Annotated in this window: 18 protein-coding genes; 10 read left to right on the top strand and 8 right to left on the bottom strand. The window is 71.1% G+C overall.

Going from position 1 to position 17,007, the window contains the following annotated elements; all coding sequences use genetic code 11:
- Nucleotides 1-376 precede the first annotated feature (376 nt).
- From BR39_RS0100895 to BR39_RS0100880, 4 genes are all read right to left on the bottom strand, one after another.
- On the bottom strand, nucleotides 377-1,399 hold the full coding sequence (locus BR39_RS0100895) for a mechanosensitive ion channel family protein (protein WP_029907147.1): 1,023 nt from the start codon (nucleotides 1,397-1,399) through the stop codon (nucleotides 377-379).
- A 190-nt stretch (nucleotides 1,400-1,589) separates the two neighbouring features.
- The gene (locus BR39_RS0100890) at nucleotides 1,590-2,594 is read right to left on the bottom strand and encodes an aldo/keto reductase (protein ID WP_029907146.1); all 1,005 of its coding nucleotides are present in this window, start codon (nucleotides 2,592-2,594) and stop codon (nucleotides 1,590-1,592) included.
- A 275-nt stretch (nucleotides 2,595-2,869) separates the two neighbouring features.
- The gene (locus BR39_RS0100885; RefSeq protein ID WP_029907145.1) at nucleotides 2,870-3,469 is read right to left on the bottom strand and encodes a glutathione S-transferase family protein; all 600 of its coding nucleotides are present in this window, start codon (nucleotides 3,467-3,469) and stop codon (nucleotides 2,870-2,872) included.
- A 132-nt stretch (nucleotides 3,470-3,601) separates the two neighbouring features.
- Nucleotides 3,602-4,783 carry an aminotransferase class I/II-fold pyridoxal phosphate-dependent enzyme gene (locus BR39_RS0100880; protein ID WP_051695034.1) on the bottom strand — a complete coding sequence of 394 codons (1,182 nt, stop codon included), beginning with the start codon at nucleotides 4,781-4,783 and terminating at the stop codon, nucleotides 3,602-3,604.
- A 96-nt stretch (nucleotides 4,784-4,879) separates the two neighbouring features.
- Between BR39_RS0100880 and BR39_RS25565 the strand changes: the two genes are divergently transcribed.
- From BR39_RS25565 to BR39_RS0100860, 4 genes are all read left to right on the top strand, one after another.
- A complete protein-coding gene (locus tag BR39_RS25565; RefSeq protein ID WP_051695032.1) occupies nucleotides 4,880-5,542 on the top strand; it encodes a DUF4328 domain-containing protein in 663 nt (220 codons plus the stop codon).
- 82 nt (nucleotides 5,543-5,624) lie between these two features.
- The gene (locus BR39_RS0100870; RefSeq protein ID WP_029907142.1) at nucleotides 5,625-5,951 is read left to right on the top strand and encodes a DUF1330 domain-containing protein; all 327 of its coding nucleotides are present in this window, start codon (nucleotides 5,625-5,627) and stop codon (nucleotides 5,949-5,951) included.
- Between the two features lie 93 nt (nucleotides 5,952-6,044).
- On the top strand, nucleotides 6,045-6,539 hold the full coding sequence (locus BR39_RS0100865) for a VOC family protein (RefSeq protein ID WP_029907141.1): 495 nt from the start codon (nucleotides 6,045-6,047) through the stop codon (nucleotides 6,537-6,539).
- 41 nt (nucleotides 6,540-6,580) lie between these two features.
- The gene (locus BR39_RS0100860) at nucleotides 6,581-7,234 is read left to right on the top strand and encodes a dihydrofolate reductase family protein (protein ID WP_029907140.1); all 654 of its coding nucleotides are present in this window, start codon (nucleotides 6,581-6,583) and stop codon (nucleotides 7,232-7,234) included.
- On the opposite strand, the gene BR39_RS0100855 is transcribed toward BR39_RS0100860, so the two are convergent.
- From BR39_RS0100855 to BR39_RS0100845, 3 genes are all read right to left on the bottom strand, one after another.
- Nucleotides 7,231-7,452 (bottom strand): alkylphosphonate utilization protein, encoded by a 222-nt coding sequence (locus BR39_RS0100855; protein WP_029907139.1) that lies wholly within the window; start codon nucleotides 7,450-7,452, stop codon nucleotides 7,231-7,233. The genes BR39_RS0100860 and BR39_RS0100855 overlap by 4 nt on opposite strands.
- Before the next feature lie 150 nt (nucleotides 7,453-7,602).
- The gene (locus BR39_RS0100850) at nucleotides 7,603-8,517 is read right to left on the bottom strand and encodes a site-specific tyrosine recombinase XerD (protein WP_029907138.1); all 915 of its coding nucleotides are present in this window, start codon (nucleotides 8,515-8,517) and stop codon (nucleotides 7,603-7,605) included.
- Entirely contained in the window at nucleotides 8,514-9,869 is a 1,356-nt protein-coding gene (locus tag BR39_RS0100845; RefSeq protein WP_231499370.1) for a hypothetical protein, read from the bottom strand. Before BR39_RS0100845 ends, BR39_RS0100850 begins: the two co-directional genes overlap by 4 nt.
- A 220-nt stretch (nucleotides 9,870-10,089) precedes the next feature.
- On the opposite strand from BR39_RS0100845, the gene BR39_RS0100840 reads away from it, so the two are divergent.
- From BR39_RS0100840 to BR39_RS0100825, 4 genes are all read left to right on the top strand, one after another.
- Entirely contained in the window at nucleotides 10,090-10,701 is a 612-nt protein-coding gene (locus BR39_RS0100840; RefSeq protein ID WP_029907136.1) for a shikimate kinase, read from the top strand.
- On the top strand, nucleotides 10,698-11,807 hold the full coding sequence (aroB, locus tag BR39_RS0100835; protein ID WP_029907135.1) for a 3-dehydroquinate synthase: 1,110 nt from the start codon (nucleotides 10,698-10,700) through the stop codon (nucleotides 11,805-11,807). The genes BR39_RS0100840 and aroB overlap by 4 nt, the downstream gene beginning before the upstream one ends.
- A gap of 188 nt (nucleotides 11,808-11,995) precedes the next feature.
- Nucleotides 11,996-12,994, top strand: coding sequence for a VOC family protein (locus tag BR39_RS0100830; RefSeq protein ID WP_051695031.1), 999 nt, complete (start codon nucleotides 11,996-11,998; stop codon nucleotides 12,992-12,994).
- A gap of 140 nt (nucleotides 12,995-13,134) precedes the next feature.
- Entirely contained in the window at nucleotides 13,135-13,644 is a 510-nt protein-coding gene (locus BR39_RS0100825; RefSeq protein ID WP_231499369.1) for a cupin domain-containing protein, read from the top strand.
- A gap of 15 nt (nucleotides 13,645-13,659) precedes the next feature.
- Here the strand turns inward: BR39_RS0100825 and BR39_RS0100820 are convergent, their stop codons facing one another.
- Nucleotides 13,660-14,493: a helix-turn-helix domain-containing protein gene (locus BR39_RS0100820; protein WP_029907132.1), complete on the bottom strand. Its 834-nt coding sequence runs from the start codon at nucleotides 14,491-14,493 to the stop codon at nucleotides 13,660-13,662.
- A 161-nt stretch (nucleotides 14,494-14,654) separates the two neighbouring features.
- Between BR39_RS0100820 and BR39_RS0100815 the strand changes: the two genes are divergently transcribed.
- Together BR39_RS0100815 and BR39_RS0100810 are read left to right on the top strand one after the other, a co-directional pair.
- Nucleotides 14,655-15,593 carry an alpha/beta fold hydrolase gene (locus tag BR39_RS0100815; protein ID WP_029907131.1) on the top strand — a complete coding sequence of 313 codons (939 nt, stop codon included), beginning with the start codon at nucleotides 14,655-14,657 and terminating at the stop codon, nucleotides 15,591-15,593.
- A gap of 56 nt (nucleotides 15,594-15,649) precedes the next feature.
- Entirely contained in the window at nucleotides 15,650-16,933 is a 1,284-nt protein-coding gene (locus BR39_RS0100810; protein ID WP_156035541.1) for an HlyC/CorC family transporter, read from the top strand.
- The last annotated feature ends 74 nt before the right edge of the window (nucleotides 16,934-17,007 follow it).

Genomic DNA, 17,007 nt, shown 5'->3' with positions numbered 1-17,007 from the left:
ATAAGGTGCGGCGAGGGGCGAGCGGGGTCAAGGCTGACGCATGCGTCAGCGGAAAGGCGCAGTCCTAGGAAAGCGCGACGGTGGATAACCGCGACCAAACGGCTAAGTTGCCCGAATGCTCGCCGGAAAGCCGCGCCTTCTTGCCGTTTCGATCGTCGCCGGCGCTCTTCTGCTGGCGACGGGCGGGTGGTTTGCACACCGGGAAATCTCGTGCGGTCAGTTGACGAGACAAGCCAGCGCCTATCCCGACGCGCAGGTGCGCCGGGGCCCGGGCGGGGCATGTCGGATGTGCAGGGACAAGGGGTGGCTTTACGATATCGCCTTCGACTCGTGCTCCAAGACCGACCGCGCCTACACGGGGTTCGGAACGCCCTGACTAGGCCTTCGCCGGCGGCCCCTGCGCCGGCAGCGGCGGCTCCTCGGGGTCCTCGCGCTTGAGGTCCTCGGCCGCGTCGTTCCGCGAGGGGGCGGCCTTGGCCTTGGCCTTGCGGCCGGCCCGGGGCTCCAGCCGCAGGGCGGCGCGGGCGTCGTCGCCCTCCTCGCCGAGCACGCCGCGCAGACGGACGTCGCGCTGCGGGAACGGGATCTCGATCCCGGCCCCGCGCAGGGCGTCGTCGATCGCCCAGGTATAGGCCGCGAAGATCGCCGCCGGGCGGCGCACCGAGTCGACCGTGGGCCAGACCACCAGCTCGAACTTCAGGGTCGACTCGCCCCAGCCCACCAGCCAGACCTGGGCCTTGCGGTTGGCGTCGTCGGGCGCGGTGAACGACACCGAATGGGCCGCCTTCAGCACCGCCTCGCGCACCTTCTCCTTGTCGACCCCGAAGGCGGTGACGAACGGCACGCGGATGCGGCGGCTGGTGTGATGCAGGGTCCAGTTGATCACCTGCTCGTTGACCAGCACCGAGTTGGGCACGATCACGTCGGTGCTGTCGTTGGTGCGCAGGCGGGTCGAGCGCGGGCCGATCTCGTGCACCACGCCCCGCGCGCCGTTCTGCAGCTCGACGAAGTCGCCCACCGCCACCAGGCGCTCGAACATCAGCGAGATGCCCGAGGCGAAGTCCTTGACCAGCCCCTGCAGCCCCAGGCCCGCGCCCACGCCCAGGGCGCCGGCGAAGACGGCGAGGGAGGTCAGATTCACCCCCATCACCGACAGGGCCATCAACAGGCCGATCACCCGCAGGCCGTAGGTGCTGAGCCGCTCGACGATGTACAGCGACGGCGCCGCGCCCACCGACCGCTCGCGCAGCCGGCGCAAGCCCGAGGTCACCAGCCGCGACAGGTAGATCGACGCCACCACGATGACGATCGCAGCCGCCACGCCGCCCAGGGTGATCGTGGTCTTGCCCAGCTTGACCAGCTCGATCGCGTCGGGGCGGGTAAGGGGATTTGGCGACATGGGGCCGAGTGTGGGGGCGCCCGGCGGCGGGGATCAATACCCCGATTACCCCCTCCGCGCCCTTCCCTCCCCCTTGTGGGGAGGGGGGACCAGCGAAGCTGGTGGGTGGGGCCTGCTGACTCAGCAGCCCCCACCCGACCCCGGCTCCGCCAGGGCCACCCTCCCCACAAGGGGGAGGGACAGTCCAAGTTTACCGCCCCACCATCGCCAGGCCCGCCGGCGTGTAGCGCTCGCCTTCGACGGCCTTCTCGGGCACGGCCGCGGCGATCCTCGCCAGGTCCTCGCTCGACAGGATCACGTCGACGGCGCCGACGTTCTCCTCCAGGCGACTGATCTTGGTGGTGCCGGGGATCGGGGCGATGTCCGGGCCCTGGTGGAGGATCCAGGCCAGGGCCAGCTGGGCCGGGGTGACGCCCTTGTCGGCGGCGATCGTCGTCAGGGCCTCGACCAGCGACAGGTTCTTGGCCATGGCCTCGCCCTGGAAGCGCGGCAGGGCGCGGCGGAAGTCGTTGTCGGCCAGCGGCGCGTCGGCCTTGATCGCCCCGGTCAGGAAGCCGCGGCCCAGGGGGCTGTAGGGCACCAGGCCGATGCCCAGCTCGCGCAGCACCGGCAGGGTCTCGGCCTCCAGCTCGCGGAACCACAGCGAATACTCGCTCTGCAGGGCGGCCACCGGCTGGACGGCGTGGGCCCGGCGGATGGTCTCGGGACCGGCTTCCGACAGGCCGAAATGCTTGACCTTGCCCTCGGCGATCAGGTCCTTGACCGTCCCGGCCACGTCCTCGATCGGCACATTGGGATCGACGCGGTGCTGGTACAGCAGGTCGATCACCTCGACGCCCAGGCGCTTGAGCGAGGCCTCGGCCACCTCGCGGATGTGCTCGGGTCGGCTGTCGGTGCCCCGCATGCGCGAGAAGCCTTCGCCCGTGCCCTCCGGCGCGATGTCGAAGCCGAACTTGGTGGCGATCACGATCTTGTCGCGGAACGGCTTGAGGCCCTCGCCGACCAGCACCTCGTTCAGATAGGGGCCGTAGACCTCGGCGGTGTCGAAGAAGGTCACGCCCAGGTCCACCGCCCGGGCGAGCACCTTGAAGGCGTCGGCCTTGTCCAGCGCGGTGCCGTAGACCTGGCCCATCCCCATGCAGCCGAGACCGATGGTCGAAACTTCCAGCCCGTCGCCGAGTTTGCGCGTCTTCATGAGGAGCTCCTGATGTTGGATGTCGCGTGGGAAGGCCCGCCTTCCACGGGGGAAGATGGGGGCCGTCCGGCCCGACGATAAGAGTGCGAAATCGACGGCGCAGGAATGGGCAAGAGGTTTGCCGGATCGAGCAAACACTTCTGAGTTGTCATCCCGGAAAGCGCGCAGCGCTTGTCCGGGACCCAGGTGAACTGCAAAGCATCTGCCCAGTCCCCTGGGTCCCGGACAGCCTCTGCGAGGCTTCCGGGATGACAACGAAGAGGGGTTCGCTGACTTCAGTCGAAGGGCGTCGCCAGGAAGGCCGGGGTCGCCTCGGCGCGCTCGGCCAGGGCCGCGAGCGCCGGGCAGGTCTCCGCGTCGATCGAGCCCGCCAGGGTGCGGATCGCGAAGGTCCAGACCACCGCGCAGGTCAGCCAGGCCTGCGAGCCCTCGAACCCCGGCGGGGGCGCGGCGACCTCGGCCTCCAGCAGGCGCCAGGCCTCCGCCAGCTGCCCGCGCACCCGCTCGACCCACGGGCCGTGCTGCTTGTCCTCGGGGCGCAGGTTGAACTCGTAGACCAGCGAGACGGTCTTCTCGCTGGCGGCCAGGGCCAGGCCCAGGATCCGCTGGGCGCGGGCGTGGTCGGCGAGGTCGGCCGGGCCCAGGCTCCGCCCGGCCAGGCGCTCCAGGTGCTCGAGGATCAGGCCGGAGTCCATCAGCACCACGCCGTCGTCGGTCACCAGGGTCGGCGCCTTCACGACGGGATTGATCGCCGCGAAGGTGTCGTAGTGCCGGAACACCGACACCGCCTCGTGCTCGAACGGCAGGCCCAGCAGGCGGGCCGAGATGGCCACGCGGCGCACATAGGGCGAGTCCAGCATCCCGATCAGTCGCATCGTTGGTCCTCTGAAAACCCTCTCCCAGAGGGAGAGGGAGGGGCCCATGCGCAGCATGGGAGGGTGAGGGGTTAAAACGTCAACCGGCGTGCCGGCAGGGCTTCCGCGAAGAAGGCGGCGAAGGTGTAACCCTCACCCTCCCACGCCTCCGGCGCGGGCCCCGCCCTCTCCCTCAGGGAGAGGGTTTTTCGAAGCGAACCACGGCGTTATCCGCCGCAGAGCCTCCTCGACCTCGGGGGTCGACACCGCGAAGCTGAAGCGGATGAACCGCCGGCCGTCGACCGGGTCGAAGTCGACGCCGGGGGCGGTGGCCACGCCCGTGTCGCGCAGCAGCTGCTCGCAGAAGCCCAGGCTGTCGTCGGTCAGGTGGCCGATGTCGGCGTAGATGTAGAAGGCCCCGTCCGGCGGGGCGATCGAGCCCAGGCCCAGGGCCGGCAGGGCGTCCAACAGCAGGGCGCGGTTGGCGCGGTAGACGTCGAGGTGGCCCTCCAGTTCGTCGAGGCAGTCCATGGCCACCAGGCCGGCGTGCTGGCTCAGCGACGGCGGGGTCAGGAACAGGTTGCCCATGAAGGCCCGGGCCCGCTGGACCTGGTCCTGCGGCACGACCACCCAGCCCAGCCGCCAGGCGGCCATGCTGAAGTACTTGGAGAAGCTGTTGACGATCAGGGCGTCAGGCTCGAAGGCCAGCATCGAGCGGGCCGGCTCGCCGTAGCTGAGGCCGTGATAGATCTCGTCGGAGACGACCCGGATCCCGCGCGCGCGGCAGACCTCGGCGATGGCCTCCAGCTCGGCGGCGGGGATGATCGTGCCGGTCGGGTTGGCCGGGCTGGCGATGATCACCCCGGCCGGAGCGGGCTCCAGCGCGGCCAGATGGGCGGCGGTCAGCTGGAAGCGGCTCTCGGCCCCGCAGGCGATCTCGACCGGCTCCAGGTTCAGGGCCTTCAGCGTGTTGCGGTAGGCCACGTAGCCGGGCCGAGCCAGGGCCACCCGGTCGCCGGGCGCGAAGTTCGAGGCCAGGGCCAGCACCAGGGCCGGCGAGGCCCCGCAGGTCAGGATGATCCGCTCGGGATCGACGCTCACCCCGTCGAGATCGGCGTAGCGCCTGGCGATCGCCGCCTTCAGCAGCGGGCTTTCCCAATAGCCCATGCCGTCGGTGTCCAGCACGTGGTGGGCCTTGGCGATGGCCCCCTGGGGCGCGCCGGTCGACGGCTGGCCGAACTCCATGTGGATGATCGATTGGCCCTGCGCCTTCATCTGGTGGGCCAGACGGCTGATGGCGATAGCGTGGAAGGGTTCGATGTCGGAAGCGGCCATGCAGCGTAACTAGTGCGCGGCGGCGGAGGCGGCAACGGCGGCGTTGTGGGCGGCGTCGAAACGGTCTAGCTCGGATCGGCTTGGGGGAGCGACATCATGAAGACCAGGAAGGTCTATACGCCGAAGGATCCGAGGAAACGCGCCAAGGGCGCGATCATCGGCGCCGTCCTGCACATGATCGCCGTCGCGATCATCGGCGGGCTGACCTTCGTGCACCTGCTGAAATTGTCCGGCGCGGGCGACAAGGTCACCGACGGCGTCGCGGACAGCTTCGACCCCTATCTGATGGCCTATGGCCTGGCGGCGATCGCCTACCTCGCCAGCCTGCTCGTCAACCTGGTGCTCTTCCTGATGTGGGTGCATCGCACGAACCGCAACGCGCAGACCCTGTCCACCGGCATGGAGGTCGGGCCCGGCTGGGCGGTGGGCTGGTTCTTCGTGCCCTTCGCCTCGCTGTACAAGCCGTTCCAGGGGCTGGACCAGACCTGGCGGGTCAGCATCGATCCCACGCGCTGGCGCGCCCTGGACACGCCGTCGCTGCTGCGCTGGTGGTGGGGCTTCCACCTGACCAGCAACATCGGCGGCTCGCTGTCCAACATCGTGGGCAAGAGCGAGGGCGCCGCGTTCCTGGCGGCCTCGACCGCGATCGCCATCGTGAGCTTCGCCGCCGGCTTCATCGCCAGCGCCCTGGCGATCCGGATGATACGGAGGCTCACCGCCAGGCAGACCTCGGCCCTGGACGCCGCCGCCTTCGCCTGACCGCGCGCCATGACCTTCGAGGTCATCGCATCCGGCCGTTTCCCGCGCGAGGCTCTCCCCGTCCACGACGAGGAGCCTCGCCATGCCCGCCTACGCCATCGCCCATCTGCGCAGCGTCGATTTCGGTCCCGACATCGTCGAATACCTGCGGCGCATCGACGCCACGCTCGAACCCTTCGACGGCCGCTTCGTCGTGCACGGCGCGCGGGTCGAGGTGCTGGAGGGCGATTGGCCCGGCGACATCGTGATCATCGCCTTCGCGGACCTGGCGACGGCCCGCGCCTGGTACGCCTCGCCCGCCTACCAGGCCATCCTGGCCCTGCGCACCGACAACGCCCGGGGCGACGTGATCCTGGTCCCCGGCTGCGACCCGGACCACAAGGGCGCCGACCTGCTGGCGGCCGCGTGAGGCGGGTCGTTCGTCGAAAAGCGCGGGCCGATGTCGGAACCGGCGCGTCTTGATCGTCCTTCGCTCGACAACCGTTCAACGGAGGCCACGCCCGTGCAGAAGATCACCCCGTTCCTGTGGTTCGACACCCAGGCCGAGGAAGCCGCGAACTTCTACGTCTCGCTGTTCCCCAACTCGAAGATCAAGAACATCGCGCGCTATCCCAGCGACTCCCCGCCGCCGGCCGGACCGCCCGGCAAGGTGATGACCGTCGACTTCGAGCTGGACGGCCAGGCCTACACCGCCCTGAACGGCGGCCCGCACTTCACCTTCACCGAGGCGGTGTCGTTCATGGTCCACTGCGCCGACCAGGCCGAGGTCGACCGCTACTGGGACGCCCTGACCGCCGACGGCGGCAAGGAGAGCCAGTGCGGCTGGCTGAAGGACAAGTACGGCCTGTCCTGGCAGATCGTGCCGCAGCAGCTGATGGACCTGTATTCCAGCCCCGACAAGGTGGCCGTCGGCCGGATGTTCGCCGCCATGATGAAGATGGTGAAGCTGGACATGCCCAAGCTGAAGGCCGCTTTTGACGGCGAGACCGCGGCCTGAGGCCGGCGGTCGCGGATTTCAATCGATAGAGGAGACTCAGGGTGGGTCGAGTCAGAGTCGCGGGGTTCTCCCTGTCCCTGGATGGGTTCGGCGCGGGGCCGGATCAGAGCCTCGAGGACCCGCTGGGCAAGCGCGGGACCGAGCTGCATCGCTGGTTCTTCGGGACCAGGACCTTCCAGGCCATGTTCGGCCAGGGCGGCGGCTCCGAAGGCGTGGACGAGACCTTCGCCCACCGCTCGATGGACGGCTTCGGGGCCTTCATCCTGGGCCGCAACATGTTCGGCCCCGGACGCGGGGAATGGCCGGACGACGGCTGGAAGGGCTGGTGGGGCGACAACCCGCCCTACCACGCCCCGACCTTCATCCTGACGCATCATGCCCGCGAGCCGCTCGTCATGGAGGGCGGCACTACGTTCCACTTCGTGACGGACGGCGTCCACGCCGCGCTCGAACGCGCCCGCGACGCGGCGGGGCCCCTCGACGTCAAGATCGGCGGCGGGGTCTCGACCGTCCGCCAGTACCTGCGGGCCGGGCTGATCGACGAGCTGCATCTGGCGATCTCGCCCGTCCTGCTGGGGCGCGGCGAGTCCCTGTTCGAGGGCCTGGACCTGCCCGCTCTCGGCTACCGCGTGACGGACTCCGTCGCCACGGAACTGGCGACGCATGTGGTGATCGGGCGGGAAGCGGGCGGCTAGGCCTTCTTCACGAACTCCGTCCGCAGGACCAGGCCCTTCACCTTGTCGACATTGGCCTCGATCTCGTCGGGGTCGCCGGTCAGGCGGATCTTCTTGACCAGGGTCCCGCGCTTCAGCGTCACGCCGCCCGAGCCCTTGACCTTGAGGTCCTTGACCAGGGTGACGCTGTCGCCGTCGGTCAGGATCGCGCCGTTGCTGTCGCGGGTTTCGTCCGACATGGGGGTTCTCCAGAAGGGTGGGGGTGCGTAGCAGCGCCGGCCCGCCTTGTCATGCCGCGCCTCAAGGTGGGGACACACACTCACCCAACGGCTTCGCCAGTCCTGCAACCGACGGGGCCGTGAGTGTGTGTCCCCTGTTTGGCCCACGACCTATCCCTTCTTCGCCAGCGGATGCTTGGACTTCACCACCTGGGCCAGGTGGTCGCCGGCCACGTGGGTGTAGATCTGGGTGGTGGCGATGTCGGCGTGGCCCAGCAGGGTCTGGATCACGCGCAGGTCGGCGCCGCCCTCCAGCAGGTGGGTGGCGAAGGCGTGGCGCAGGACGTGGGGGCTGACCATCTCGCGGTCCAGGCCGGCGGCGACGGCGGCGTCCTCCAGCAGCTGGGAGACCCGCCGCGCGGTCAGCTTCCCGCCCTTGCCGCGCGACGGGAACAGCCAGGGGCTCTCCTTGACGCCCTTTGGCAGGAATTGCGGCCTTGCCTCCAAATAGGCCTTCACCGCCGTGCGGGCCGCGTCGTTCAGCGGGGCCAGCCGCTCCTTGCCGCCCTTGCCCTTGACCATCAGGAAGGCCGGATCGCGGGCCAAGGCCGCCAGGGGCAGGTTCAGCAGTTCGGAGATCCGCAGGCCCGAGGCGTAGAGCAGCTCGATCATGCAGGCTAGGCGCAGGCCCTGGCCGCCGTCCTTGGCGGCGGCTGCCGCGATCAGCCGCTCGACGGCGTCGCGCGACAGCACCTTGGGCAGGGGCCGGCCCGCCTTGGGCGCCTCGACCCGGCGCGAGGGGTCGTCGGCGCGCCAGCCCTCGCCCAGCACGAAGCGGTAGAACTGGCGCAGGGCCGAGCGGCGGCGGGCCGCGGTGGCCGGCGACAGGCCGCGCGCGCCCAGGTCGGCGAAATAGGCCTCGACGGCCTCGGCCGAGGCCCCGTCCAGGTCGCCGCGCGAGGCCAGGAACAGGCGGGCGTCGGCCAGGTCCTTCTCGTAGGCGGTCAGGGTGTTGCGGGCGGCCGCGCGCTCCACGGCCATCATCTCGAGGAAGGCGTCGATCCAGCCGGACGCGGAGGCGCTCATTTCACCTGCAGCGCCAGCAGCCCCTCCACGGCGAAGGCGCGGGCGTCGGTCTCCAGGCCGGCCTTGAGCAGGGCGCGGACCAGGCGGGCGCGGTCGACCGGACCGGGGCCGGACGGACCGGCGTCGGCGGCGATCGACAGGGCCAGCAGGGCGGCCTCGCCCTGGCGGCCGGCGGCGGCCGCGTCGTCCAGCACGGCCAGCCGCCCGGCGGTGGCGGCGGACTTGCCGGGGTCGAAAGTCGCGAACCGGGCCCGGGCCTCGGCGTCCATCGGCGCGCCGAAGGCGGCCAGGATCAGGGCGGCCGGCTGGGCCGGCGACTTGGCGCCGCCCTGGACGCCGCGCTCGATCAGGCCGTCCAGGACTTGGCCGTCCTTCCTGCCCTCGGCGGCGGCCAGGGTCGCGTCCAACAGGGCCAGGTCCTGGGTGGTGGCGCCGGGGACGCTGTCGCCGGTCAGCTTGCCCCGGATGGCCCGGGCCGTGGCCGCGTCGCCAGCCGCGAGGGCGGCGCGGGCCAGCAGCACCGGGTCCTCCAGGGGCGCATCGGCGCCGGCCAGGGCGGCGATGGCGGGCAGCGAGGCCTTGGCAACGTCGGTGAAGGCGGCCAGGCCCTTGGCGCCGCGCAGGGCGGCCAGGGCCTGGGCCTGGGCGGCGGTCAGGTCGGCCGCGACCTCGACCGGCTTGGGCGGCGGCTTCAGGGCCGGTGCGGCGCTGGCGACGGCGGCGGCCGACGACAGGTCCAGCCCCAGCTTGCGCGACAGGGCGTAGTTGACGCCGTTGCGCAGATTGGCCGCCCCGGCGGGCGCGCCCGACAGCAGGGCGTTCATCAGCCGGGCGTAGTCGGCGTCCTTGGTCTGCTGGACGGCCAGGCTGAGGGTCAGCTGGGCGGCGTCGTGCTGGTCGCCGATCGCCTGGCAGAAGGCCCGCAGCCGCAACCAGTACGGTCCGCCCCGATCGGCGCTGAGCGCCTCGCCGATCTTGCAGGCCTTGTCGTCGGCGCCGGTCATCAGGGCCGCCTCGGCCGCGGCCATCGACAGCGGGGCGCTGGCGGCCACGCCGGGCGCGCGGTCCAGCACGGCGTCCGCGCCCTTGGCCTCGCCCAGGGCGATCAGGGCCAGGGCCCGGGTCGCGCCCAGCTCCGGATCGTCGCCCATGCCGGCGGGGGCGTGGGCGCCGGTGGACAGCACCCGCCGCGCCAGGCCGGCGGTCGCCGGCGACAGCGGCTTGGCCGCCAGCTTGGGCAGGGCGTCCTGGGCCACGCCCGGCGAGGCGTCCTTCCAGAGATCGGCCGACAGTCCCGTCTCGGCGGCGGGCGCCGAGAACAGGTCCGGCGCGGCCAGCGACTGGACCTGCACCTGCGCCCACGCGGGCGGGGTCGAAACCAGAGGCGCCGCCAAACCGAGGGCAAGGGGGGCGAGGGCCGAACAGGTCGTGAGTCGCTTGGAAGGAGCCATGGTTCAACTATGCCGCAGGACAGGGGTTGGCGAAACTTTTCGCCTCGCCGGGCACCCTGGACGCGGCTTTGGTCCAAACCTTGGCGGGAGGCCTCGCCGTCGTGTAAACCGCCAGCAGGCCATGACCGACGATCCCGCCCCTTCCCCTTCCGACCTGCCGGGTCCCGACCCGAAGGCCGCCCTGCGCCGCAAGACCATCGTGCTGGTCGGGCTGATGGGCGTGGGCAAATCCAGCGTCGGCCGCCGCCTGGCCGCGGCCCTGGACCTGCCGTTCCGCGACGCCGACAACGAGGTCGAGGCCGCCGCCGGCCGCTCGATCCCCGAGATCTTCGCCGAGATGGGCGAGCCGGCCTTCCGCGACGGCGAGCGGCGGGTGATCGCCCGCCTGCTGGACGAGCCGCCGCACGTGCTGGCCACCGGCGGCGGGGCCTTCGTCAACGCCGAGACCCGCGCCCTGATCAAGTCCAAGGCCGTGGCCGTCTGGCTGAAGGCCGACCTGGAGCTGCTGGCCCGCCGCGTGGGCCGCAAGGAGGGCCGGCCGCTGCTCAAGAACCGCGACCCGATGGACGTGCTGCGCGAGCACGCCGCCGCCCGCTATCCCGCCTATGGCGAGGCCCACCTCACGGTCGAGACCGGCGACACCGCCCACGGCGTGGCGGTCGAGGCCGTGATCCAGGCCCTCAAAAGCCATTTGGAGGGCCACCTGCAACCGTCTGAAAGCGAGACCCAGTGATCACCACCATCCCCGTGGGCCTGGGCGCGCGCGCCTATGACGTGGTCGTCGGCACGGGTCTGATCGACCGGGCGGGCGAGCGCATCGCGCCGCTCCTGAAGCGCAAGCGGGTGGCCATCGTCACCGACACCATCGTCGGCGAGCATCACGGCGAGCGCCTGGCCAACGCCCTGGAGCACGCGGGCGTGGCGACCGACGTGATCCTGGTCCCGCCGGGCGAGGAGACCAAGAGCTTCGAGGGCCTGGCCGACCTGTCGGACAAGCTGCTGGCCCTGAACCTGGAGCGCGGCGACATGGTCGTGGCGTTCGGCGGCGGCGTCGTGGGCGACCTGACCGGCTTCGCGGCGGCGATCTACAAGCGCGGCATCGACTTCATCCAGATCCCCACCACCCTGCTGGCCCAGGTGGATTCGTCCGTGGGCGGAAAGACCGCCATCGACACCCCGCGCGGCAAGAACCTGATCGGCGCCTTCCACCAGCCGCGCCTGGTGCTGGCCGACCTCGACATCCTGGCCACCCTGCCCGCCCGCGAGCTGGCCTGCGGCTACGCCGAGATCATCAAGTACGGCCTGCTGGGCGACTTCGCCTTCTTCGAGTGGCTGGAGGCCAACGTCCAGGCGGTGCTGGAGCGCGACACCTCGGCCCTGGTCCGCGCCGTCGGCCGCTCGGTGGAGATGAAGGCCGAGATCGTCGCCGAGGACGAGAAGGAGGCCGGCCGCCGCGCCCTCCTGAACCTGGGCCACACCTTCGGCCACGCGGTCGAGGGCGAGATGGGCTTCGGCGACGCGCTCAAGCACGGCGAGGCCGTGGGGCTGGGCATGGCCCAGGCCTTCCGCTTCTCGGCGCGCCAGGGCCTGTGCCCCAGCCAGGACGCCGTCCGCGCCGAGGCCGCCATCAAGGCCGCCGGCCTGCCGACCAAGCTGTCGGACATCCGCCCCGAGCCGTTCAGCGCCGACGCCTTGATCGCCCACAGCGCCCAGGACAAGAAGGCCGAGGGCGGGATGCTGACCTTCATCCTGGTGCGCGGCATCGGCGACGCCTTCGTGGCCAAGGACGTGGATCGCGCGGCGCTGCGGGCGTTCCTGATCGAGGAAGGCGCGGTCTAGACGCCGGGGACATGCGCTCGCGCGGGCCCCCAACAGAGGCGGAGCGGAAGATGGGGACACGCCCAAGGGCATGTCCCCGTCGGCGCCGAATTTGACCTCCCGCCGCCAGAACTCATGACCTCCGGGGTCATGGCTCCGCTTACGGCGGCGTGCCAGCTTGCGCCGTCCCGTCACGGAGCTTTCTCGCCTTGCGTCCTCTGCTCGCCCTTTCCGCCCTCGCCCTCTCGCTGGGCCTGGCCCTGCCCGCCCAAGCGGCCCCCGCCCCCGCCGACAAGCTGGACCACGCGCTGCTGTGGGGCCGCGACATCGACCAGGTCTCCACCGTGCTGGCGGTGAAGCTGGGCTTCCAGGTGCGGCCCGGGCGCAACCCCGGCGGGGTGGCCAACCGCTACATCCGCCTGGCCGACCAGGGCTATGTCGAGCTGCTGGGCATCACCCGGCCCGACGCCGAGATGGACCCCGGCATGCAGGCCGACCAGGCCTCGCTGCATGGCGGGGCGGGATCGCGGACGTTCGGCCTGCACTCGGCCGCGCTGGACCAGGCCCAGGCCGCGATGAAGGCCCGGGGCCTGCCCGTGACGCCGATCTTCACGGCCCCCGCCGACGATCCGGACGGCCAGGGCCCGGGCAAGCCGCCGCGCTGGCGGCTGTTCGCCTTCGAACGCCCGGTGCTGTCCAGCAACCTGTTCCTGATCGACTACGCCGCGCCGCGTACCGACCCGGCCAGCGTCGCCGACGACAAGACCGCCCGCGTGCATCCGAACGGAGCACGGTCGCTGTCGGCCTTCTGGCTGCTGTCGGCCGACGCTGCGGCCGGCAAGGCCGGCCTGGAGAAGCTGGGCGTGCACGGCGCGGTCCCCGTGCGCGTCCCGCAGGTCGGGGCCAAGGGCTACTGCGTGGCCGTCGGTCCGAACGCCCTGCTGACCCTTGAGCCGGACGGCCCGGGCGTCGCCGCCGACGCCCTGCGCGAGGGCGGCCCGCAGGTGCTGGCCGTCAGCCTGGGCGTCGCCGACCTGGACGCCGCCAAGCGGCGGGTCGAGCGGGGGTATGAGACGCCCCTGACGGCCTATCAGGGCCTGTCCGGGGCGTCGTTCCTGGCCCCGACCCGCGCGGACCTGGGCATGCTGATCGAGTTCCATGCGGAGACGGGCAAGGGGCCGTGCGAGGGCTTGCCCCCTCCCCCATAGGGAGAGGGTTCAAGAAGCGTCCGCAACGGGCCTTTGGCGGCCTCGGTCAGATCCCCCGCCTTTGGTCGAGGTGGCTCGGCGGGCCGGAGGCCGCTAGCTTGAGTCGGCGACGATAGGGTCGCGACCTGGGGAGAGCTGCGATGACCACCATGGCCAAGGCCTTCACGATCTGCGCGGCCTCGGTGCTGCTCGCCGTCTCGTCGGGCGCCGCTTCCGCCCAGACGTCCCCCGCTCAAGCCGCCGACCCGACCGCTTTCGCGAGCGGCGCGGACGTCCAGGCCCAGGTCCGCGACATGCTCGCCGCGATGAAGCCCGACCAGGGGTTCATGTGGCGCCCCCTGGTCCGCGACGGCGCCACCGTGGCGGCGATCGAGATCTGGAAGAAGCCGGGCCGCCCCGCCGTCCACCCCGCCGAAGCGGAATACGCCATCGTGCTGGACGGCGCCGGCACGCTGGTTTCGGGCGGGACCATGGCCGATCAAAAGGTCACCAACCCCAACCTGGTCGAGGGAAGCCGGATCGAGGGCGGCGCGACGCGGACGCTCGGCCCGGGCGACGTCATCCTGGTCCCCGCCGGCGTGCCCCACTGGTTCGGCATCTCCGGCGAGCGGCTGGTCCTGCTGGGGATCAAGCTGCCCCAGGCCAAATAACCGACGCCCCGCGCCCTACGCCCCCTCCGCCAGCCGCTCGCACACCGCCGCGGTGTGATCGTCCGCCGGGAAGGCGCATTCGATGCGCATCTCGTCCAGGGTCACGTCGCGCGGCAGGGCGAAGGTGGTGATGGTCTCGAAGAACCGCAGCTCGCCCAGCGGGCTGCGGAAGCGCATGGTCTGGATCGGCGACGGGGCCTTGTCGACGTCGCGGAAGCGCCAGCGGGTGGGCACGTCGGGATAGCGCAGGATCTCGTCCAGCAGCTGCTGCGGGCGCGGGTCGGTGGGCGAGACGGCGATCTCGTGGTGCAGGTGGCCGACGAAGCCCTCGGCCACCTCCTGCCAGTTGACGATCACCGGGCGGAAGTCGTCGGGGTCGAACACCTGGTGCAGCAGGTTCTTGTGCCGGCTCTGGCGGCCCATGGTCAGCTGGTCGATGCGCGCGGTGGCCTTGTTGACCTGCAGCACGTCGAAGTGCCGGTTGATGACGAAGGCGGGGTACGGCTCCTGCTTGGCCAGGATCAGGTCGATGGCCTTCTGCATCCGCTCCAGCTCAGGGGTGTCGAGCGTGGTCTCGGGATATTTCGGGGCGTAGCCGGCGGCGGTCAGCAGGGCGTTGCGCTCGCGCAGCGGCATGGCCAGGGCGTCGGCCAGGCGGGTCAGGACCTCGCGGCTGGCCTGGGCCTTTCCGGTCTCGATGCAGCTGAGGTGCCGGGTCGAGACGCCCGCCTCCATCGCCAGGTCCATCTGGCTGAACCGCAGCGCCGCCCGCCATTCCCGCAGGAGCCGGCCGATCGGCGGCTGGGCGGCGGCGGCCGGGGTGCGCGACGCGGCGGACGAAACGCTCATTCTGACCCTTTGACGCGAAGAGACCGGAGGCTTGCCAAGCAGGTGGTGGCCCGGCCCATGACCTCCAAGGTCATGACGCCATGATTTGCAGCGTAGTTGAGATGACCCGGACGATCTTCTTACATCGCCTTCATCTGAAGCAGCGGGCGCGAGGCGTTGGAATGTTGAGACGAGACCTGTTGGCCGGCGGACTGGCTGTCGTGGCGACCAGCCCGGCCAGGGCCTCGCCGTCGGAATGGACCCCCGCGCAATTCCACGCCGCCCGGCGCTTCGTCGACCTGGACGTCGGCCGGATCGCCTATGTCGAGCGCGGCTCGGGGCCGGCGGCGATCTTCCTGCACGGCTATCCGCTGAACGGCTTCCAGTGGCGCGGCGCCATGGCCCGGCTGGAGGGCCATCGGCGCTGCATCGCCATCGACCTGATGGGCCTGGGCTACAGCGACGTGGCCGCCGACGCCGACCTGTCGCCCGCGGCCCAGGCGGCGATGGTGGTGGCGGTGATGGACAAACTGAACCTGAAGGCGGCCGACCTCGTCTCCAACGACAGCGCCACGGGCGTGGCCCAGCTGGTCGCCGCCGGCCATCCGAAGCGCGTGCGGTCGCTGCTGCTGACCAACGGCGACGTCGACACCAACAGCCCGCCCCCTCCGTTCATGGGCGCGATCGAGGCGGCGCGGAACGACCAGTTGGTCGGCTGGTTCGACAAGCAGCTGGCCGACAACGCCTTCGTCCGGTCGCACGACGGCATCGGACGCGGCTATTCTCATCCCGACCAGGTGCTGACCCCCGCCGTCGTCGACACCTACCTGCGGCCGCTGACGGGGCCGGACAAGCGCCGCCGCCAGGGCCAGGGCTACGCCATCGCCATGCTGCCCAATCCCCTGCCCGCCGCCGCGCCCGCCCTGCGCCGCTTCGACAAGCCGGTGCGGATGGTCTGGGCCCGGAACAACGAGCTGTTCGGCGACGAATGGGCGGCCTGGCTGGATCGGACCTTCCCGAAGTCGCGCGGCGTGCGCTTCGTCGAGGACGCCAACCTGTTCTTCCCCGAGGAGCGCCCGGACCTGATCGACGAGGAGGCCCGCAAGCTCTGGGGCGTGTGACCGCCCCCATCGACGGCCTCCCGCATTTCCGGGACGTGGCGTAAGAAGGATCCATGATCCTGACCGCCATCCTCGGCCTCGCGCCGATCATCATCGTCCTGCTGGCCATCTCGGCGCTGTTCTCGGCCGCCGAGACCTCGCTGACCGCCGCCTCGCGGGCCCGCATGCACCAGCTGGAGCGCGAGGGCGACCGGCCGGCCAAGCGGGTCAACACCCTGCTGGCCGACCAGGAGACGATGATCGGGGCGGTGCTGCTGGGCAACAACCTGATCAACATCCTGGCCTCGGCCCTGACCACCCAGGTGCTGACGGCCGCCATCCCCGGTCCGTGGGGCGTGGCGGCGGCGACCGGGGCGATGACCGTGCTGGTCCTGGTGTTCGCCGAGGTGCTGCCCAAGACCCTGGCGATCCTGAAGTCCGACGACGTGGCCCGCTTCCTGTCGGCCCCCACCCTGCTGGTGGTCCGCCTGTTCGGCCCGATCATCTACGCCATCCAGTGGATCGTGCGGCGCACCCTGAGGCTGTTCGGCGTCAAGCTGGACATGGCGGTCGACGTGCTGGCCGCCCACGAGGAGATCCGCGGCGCGGTCGAGTACCACCACTCCGAAGGCGGCGTGGAGAGCGGCGACCGGCGGATGCTGGGCGGGGTGCTGGACCTGTCGGACATGGACGTCTCGGAGATCATGGTCCACCGCAAGTCGATCACCCTGATCGACGCCGACCTGCCGATCCGCGAGCTGGTGGCCGAGGCCCTGGAGGCCCAGCACACCCGCATCCCGCTGTATCGCGAGAACCCCGACAACATCGTCGGCGTGCTGCACGCCCGCGACCTGCTGCGGGCCCTGGCCGCGGCCAACGGGGCGATCGACGACATCGACGTGGCGGCCATCCAGCGCGAGCCGTGGTTCATCCCCGACACCACCAACCTGAAGGACCAGCTGAACGCCTTCCTCAAGCGGCGCAGCCACTTCGCCCTGGTGGTCGACGAATACGGCGCCCTGCAGGGCCTGGTGACCCTGGAGGACATCCTCGAGGAGATCGTCGGCGAGATCGAGGACGAGCACGACACCAAGGTCGAGGGCCTGCGGCCCCAGCCCGACGGCTCGGTCCATGTCGACGGCCACGTCACCGTGCGCGACCTGAACCGGGCCATGGACTGGCGCCTGCCGGAAGGCGATGCGGTGACCATCGCCGGCCTTGTGATCCACGAGGCCCAGACCATTCCCGAGCCGGGCCAGATCTTCATCTTCCATCACCACCGTTTCCAGGTGCTGCGCCGTCAGCGCAACCAGGTCACCGGCCTGCGGATCAGCGGCCGCCTGGACGAGGGGGCGCGTTAGGCCCCGCACCCCAGGGACTGCGTCGGGGACCCGACGCAACCGCTTGATTTTCTCGGATTTCACAACGAAGACGC

The organism is Caulobacter sp. UNC358MFTsu5.1 (assembly GCF_000712075.1).
Lineage (GTDB): Bacteria > Pseudomonadota > Alphaproteobacteria > Caulobacterales > Caulobacteraceae > Caulobacter.
This window is presented reverse-complemented; position numbering and strand designations above follow the sequence as displayed.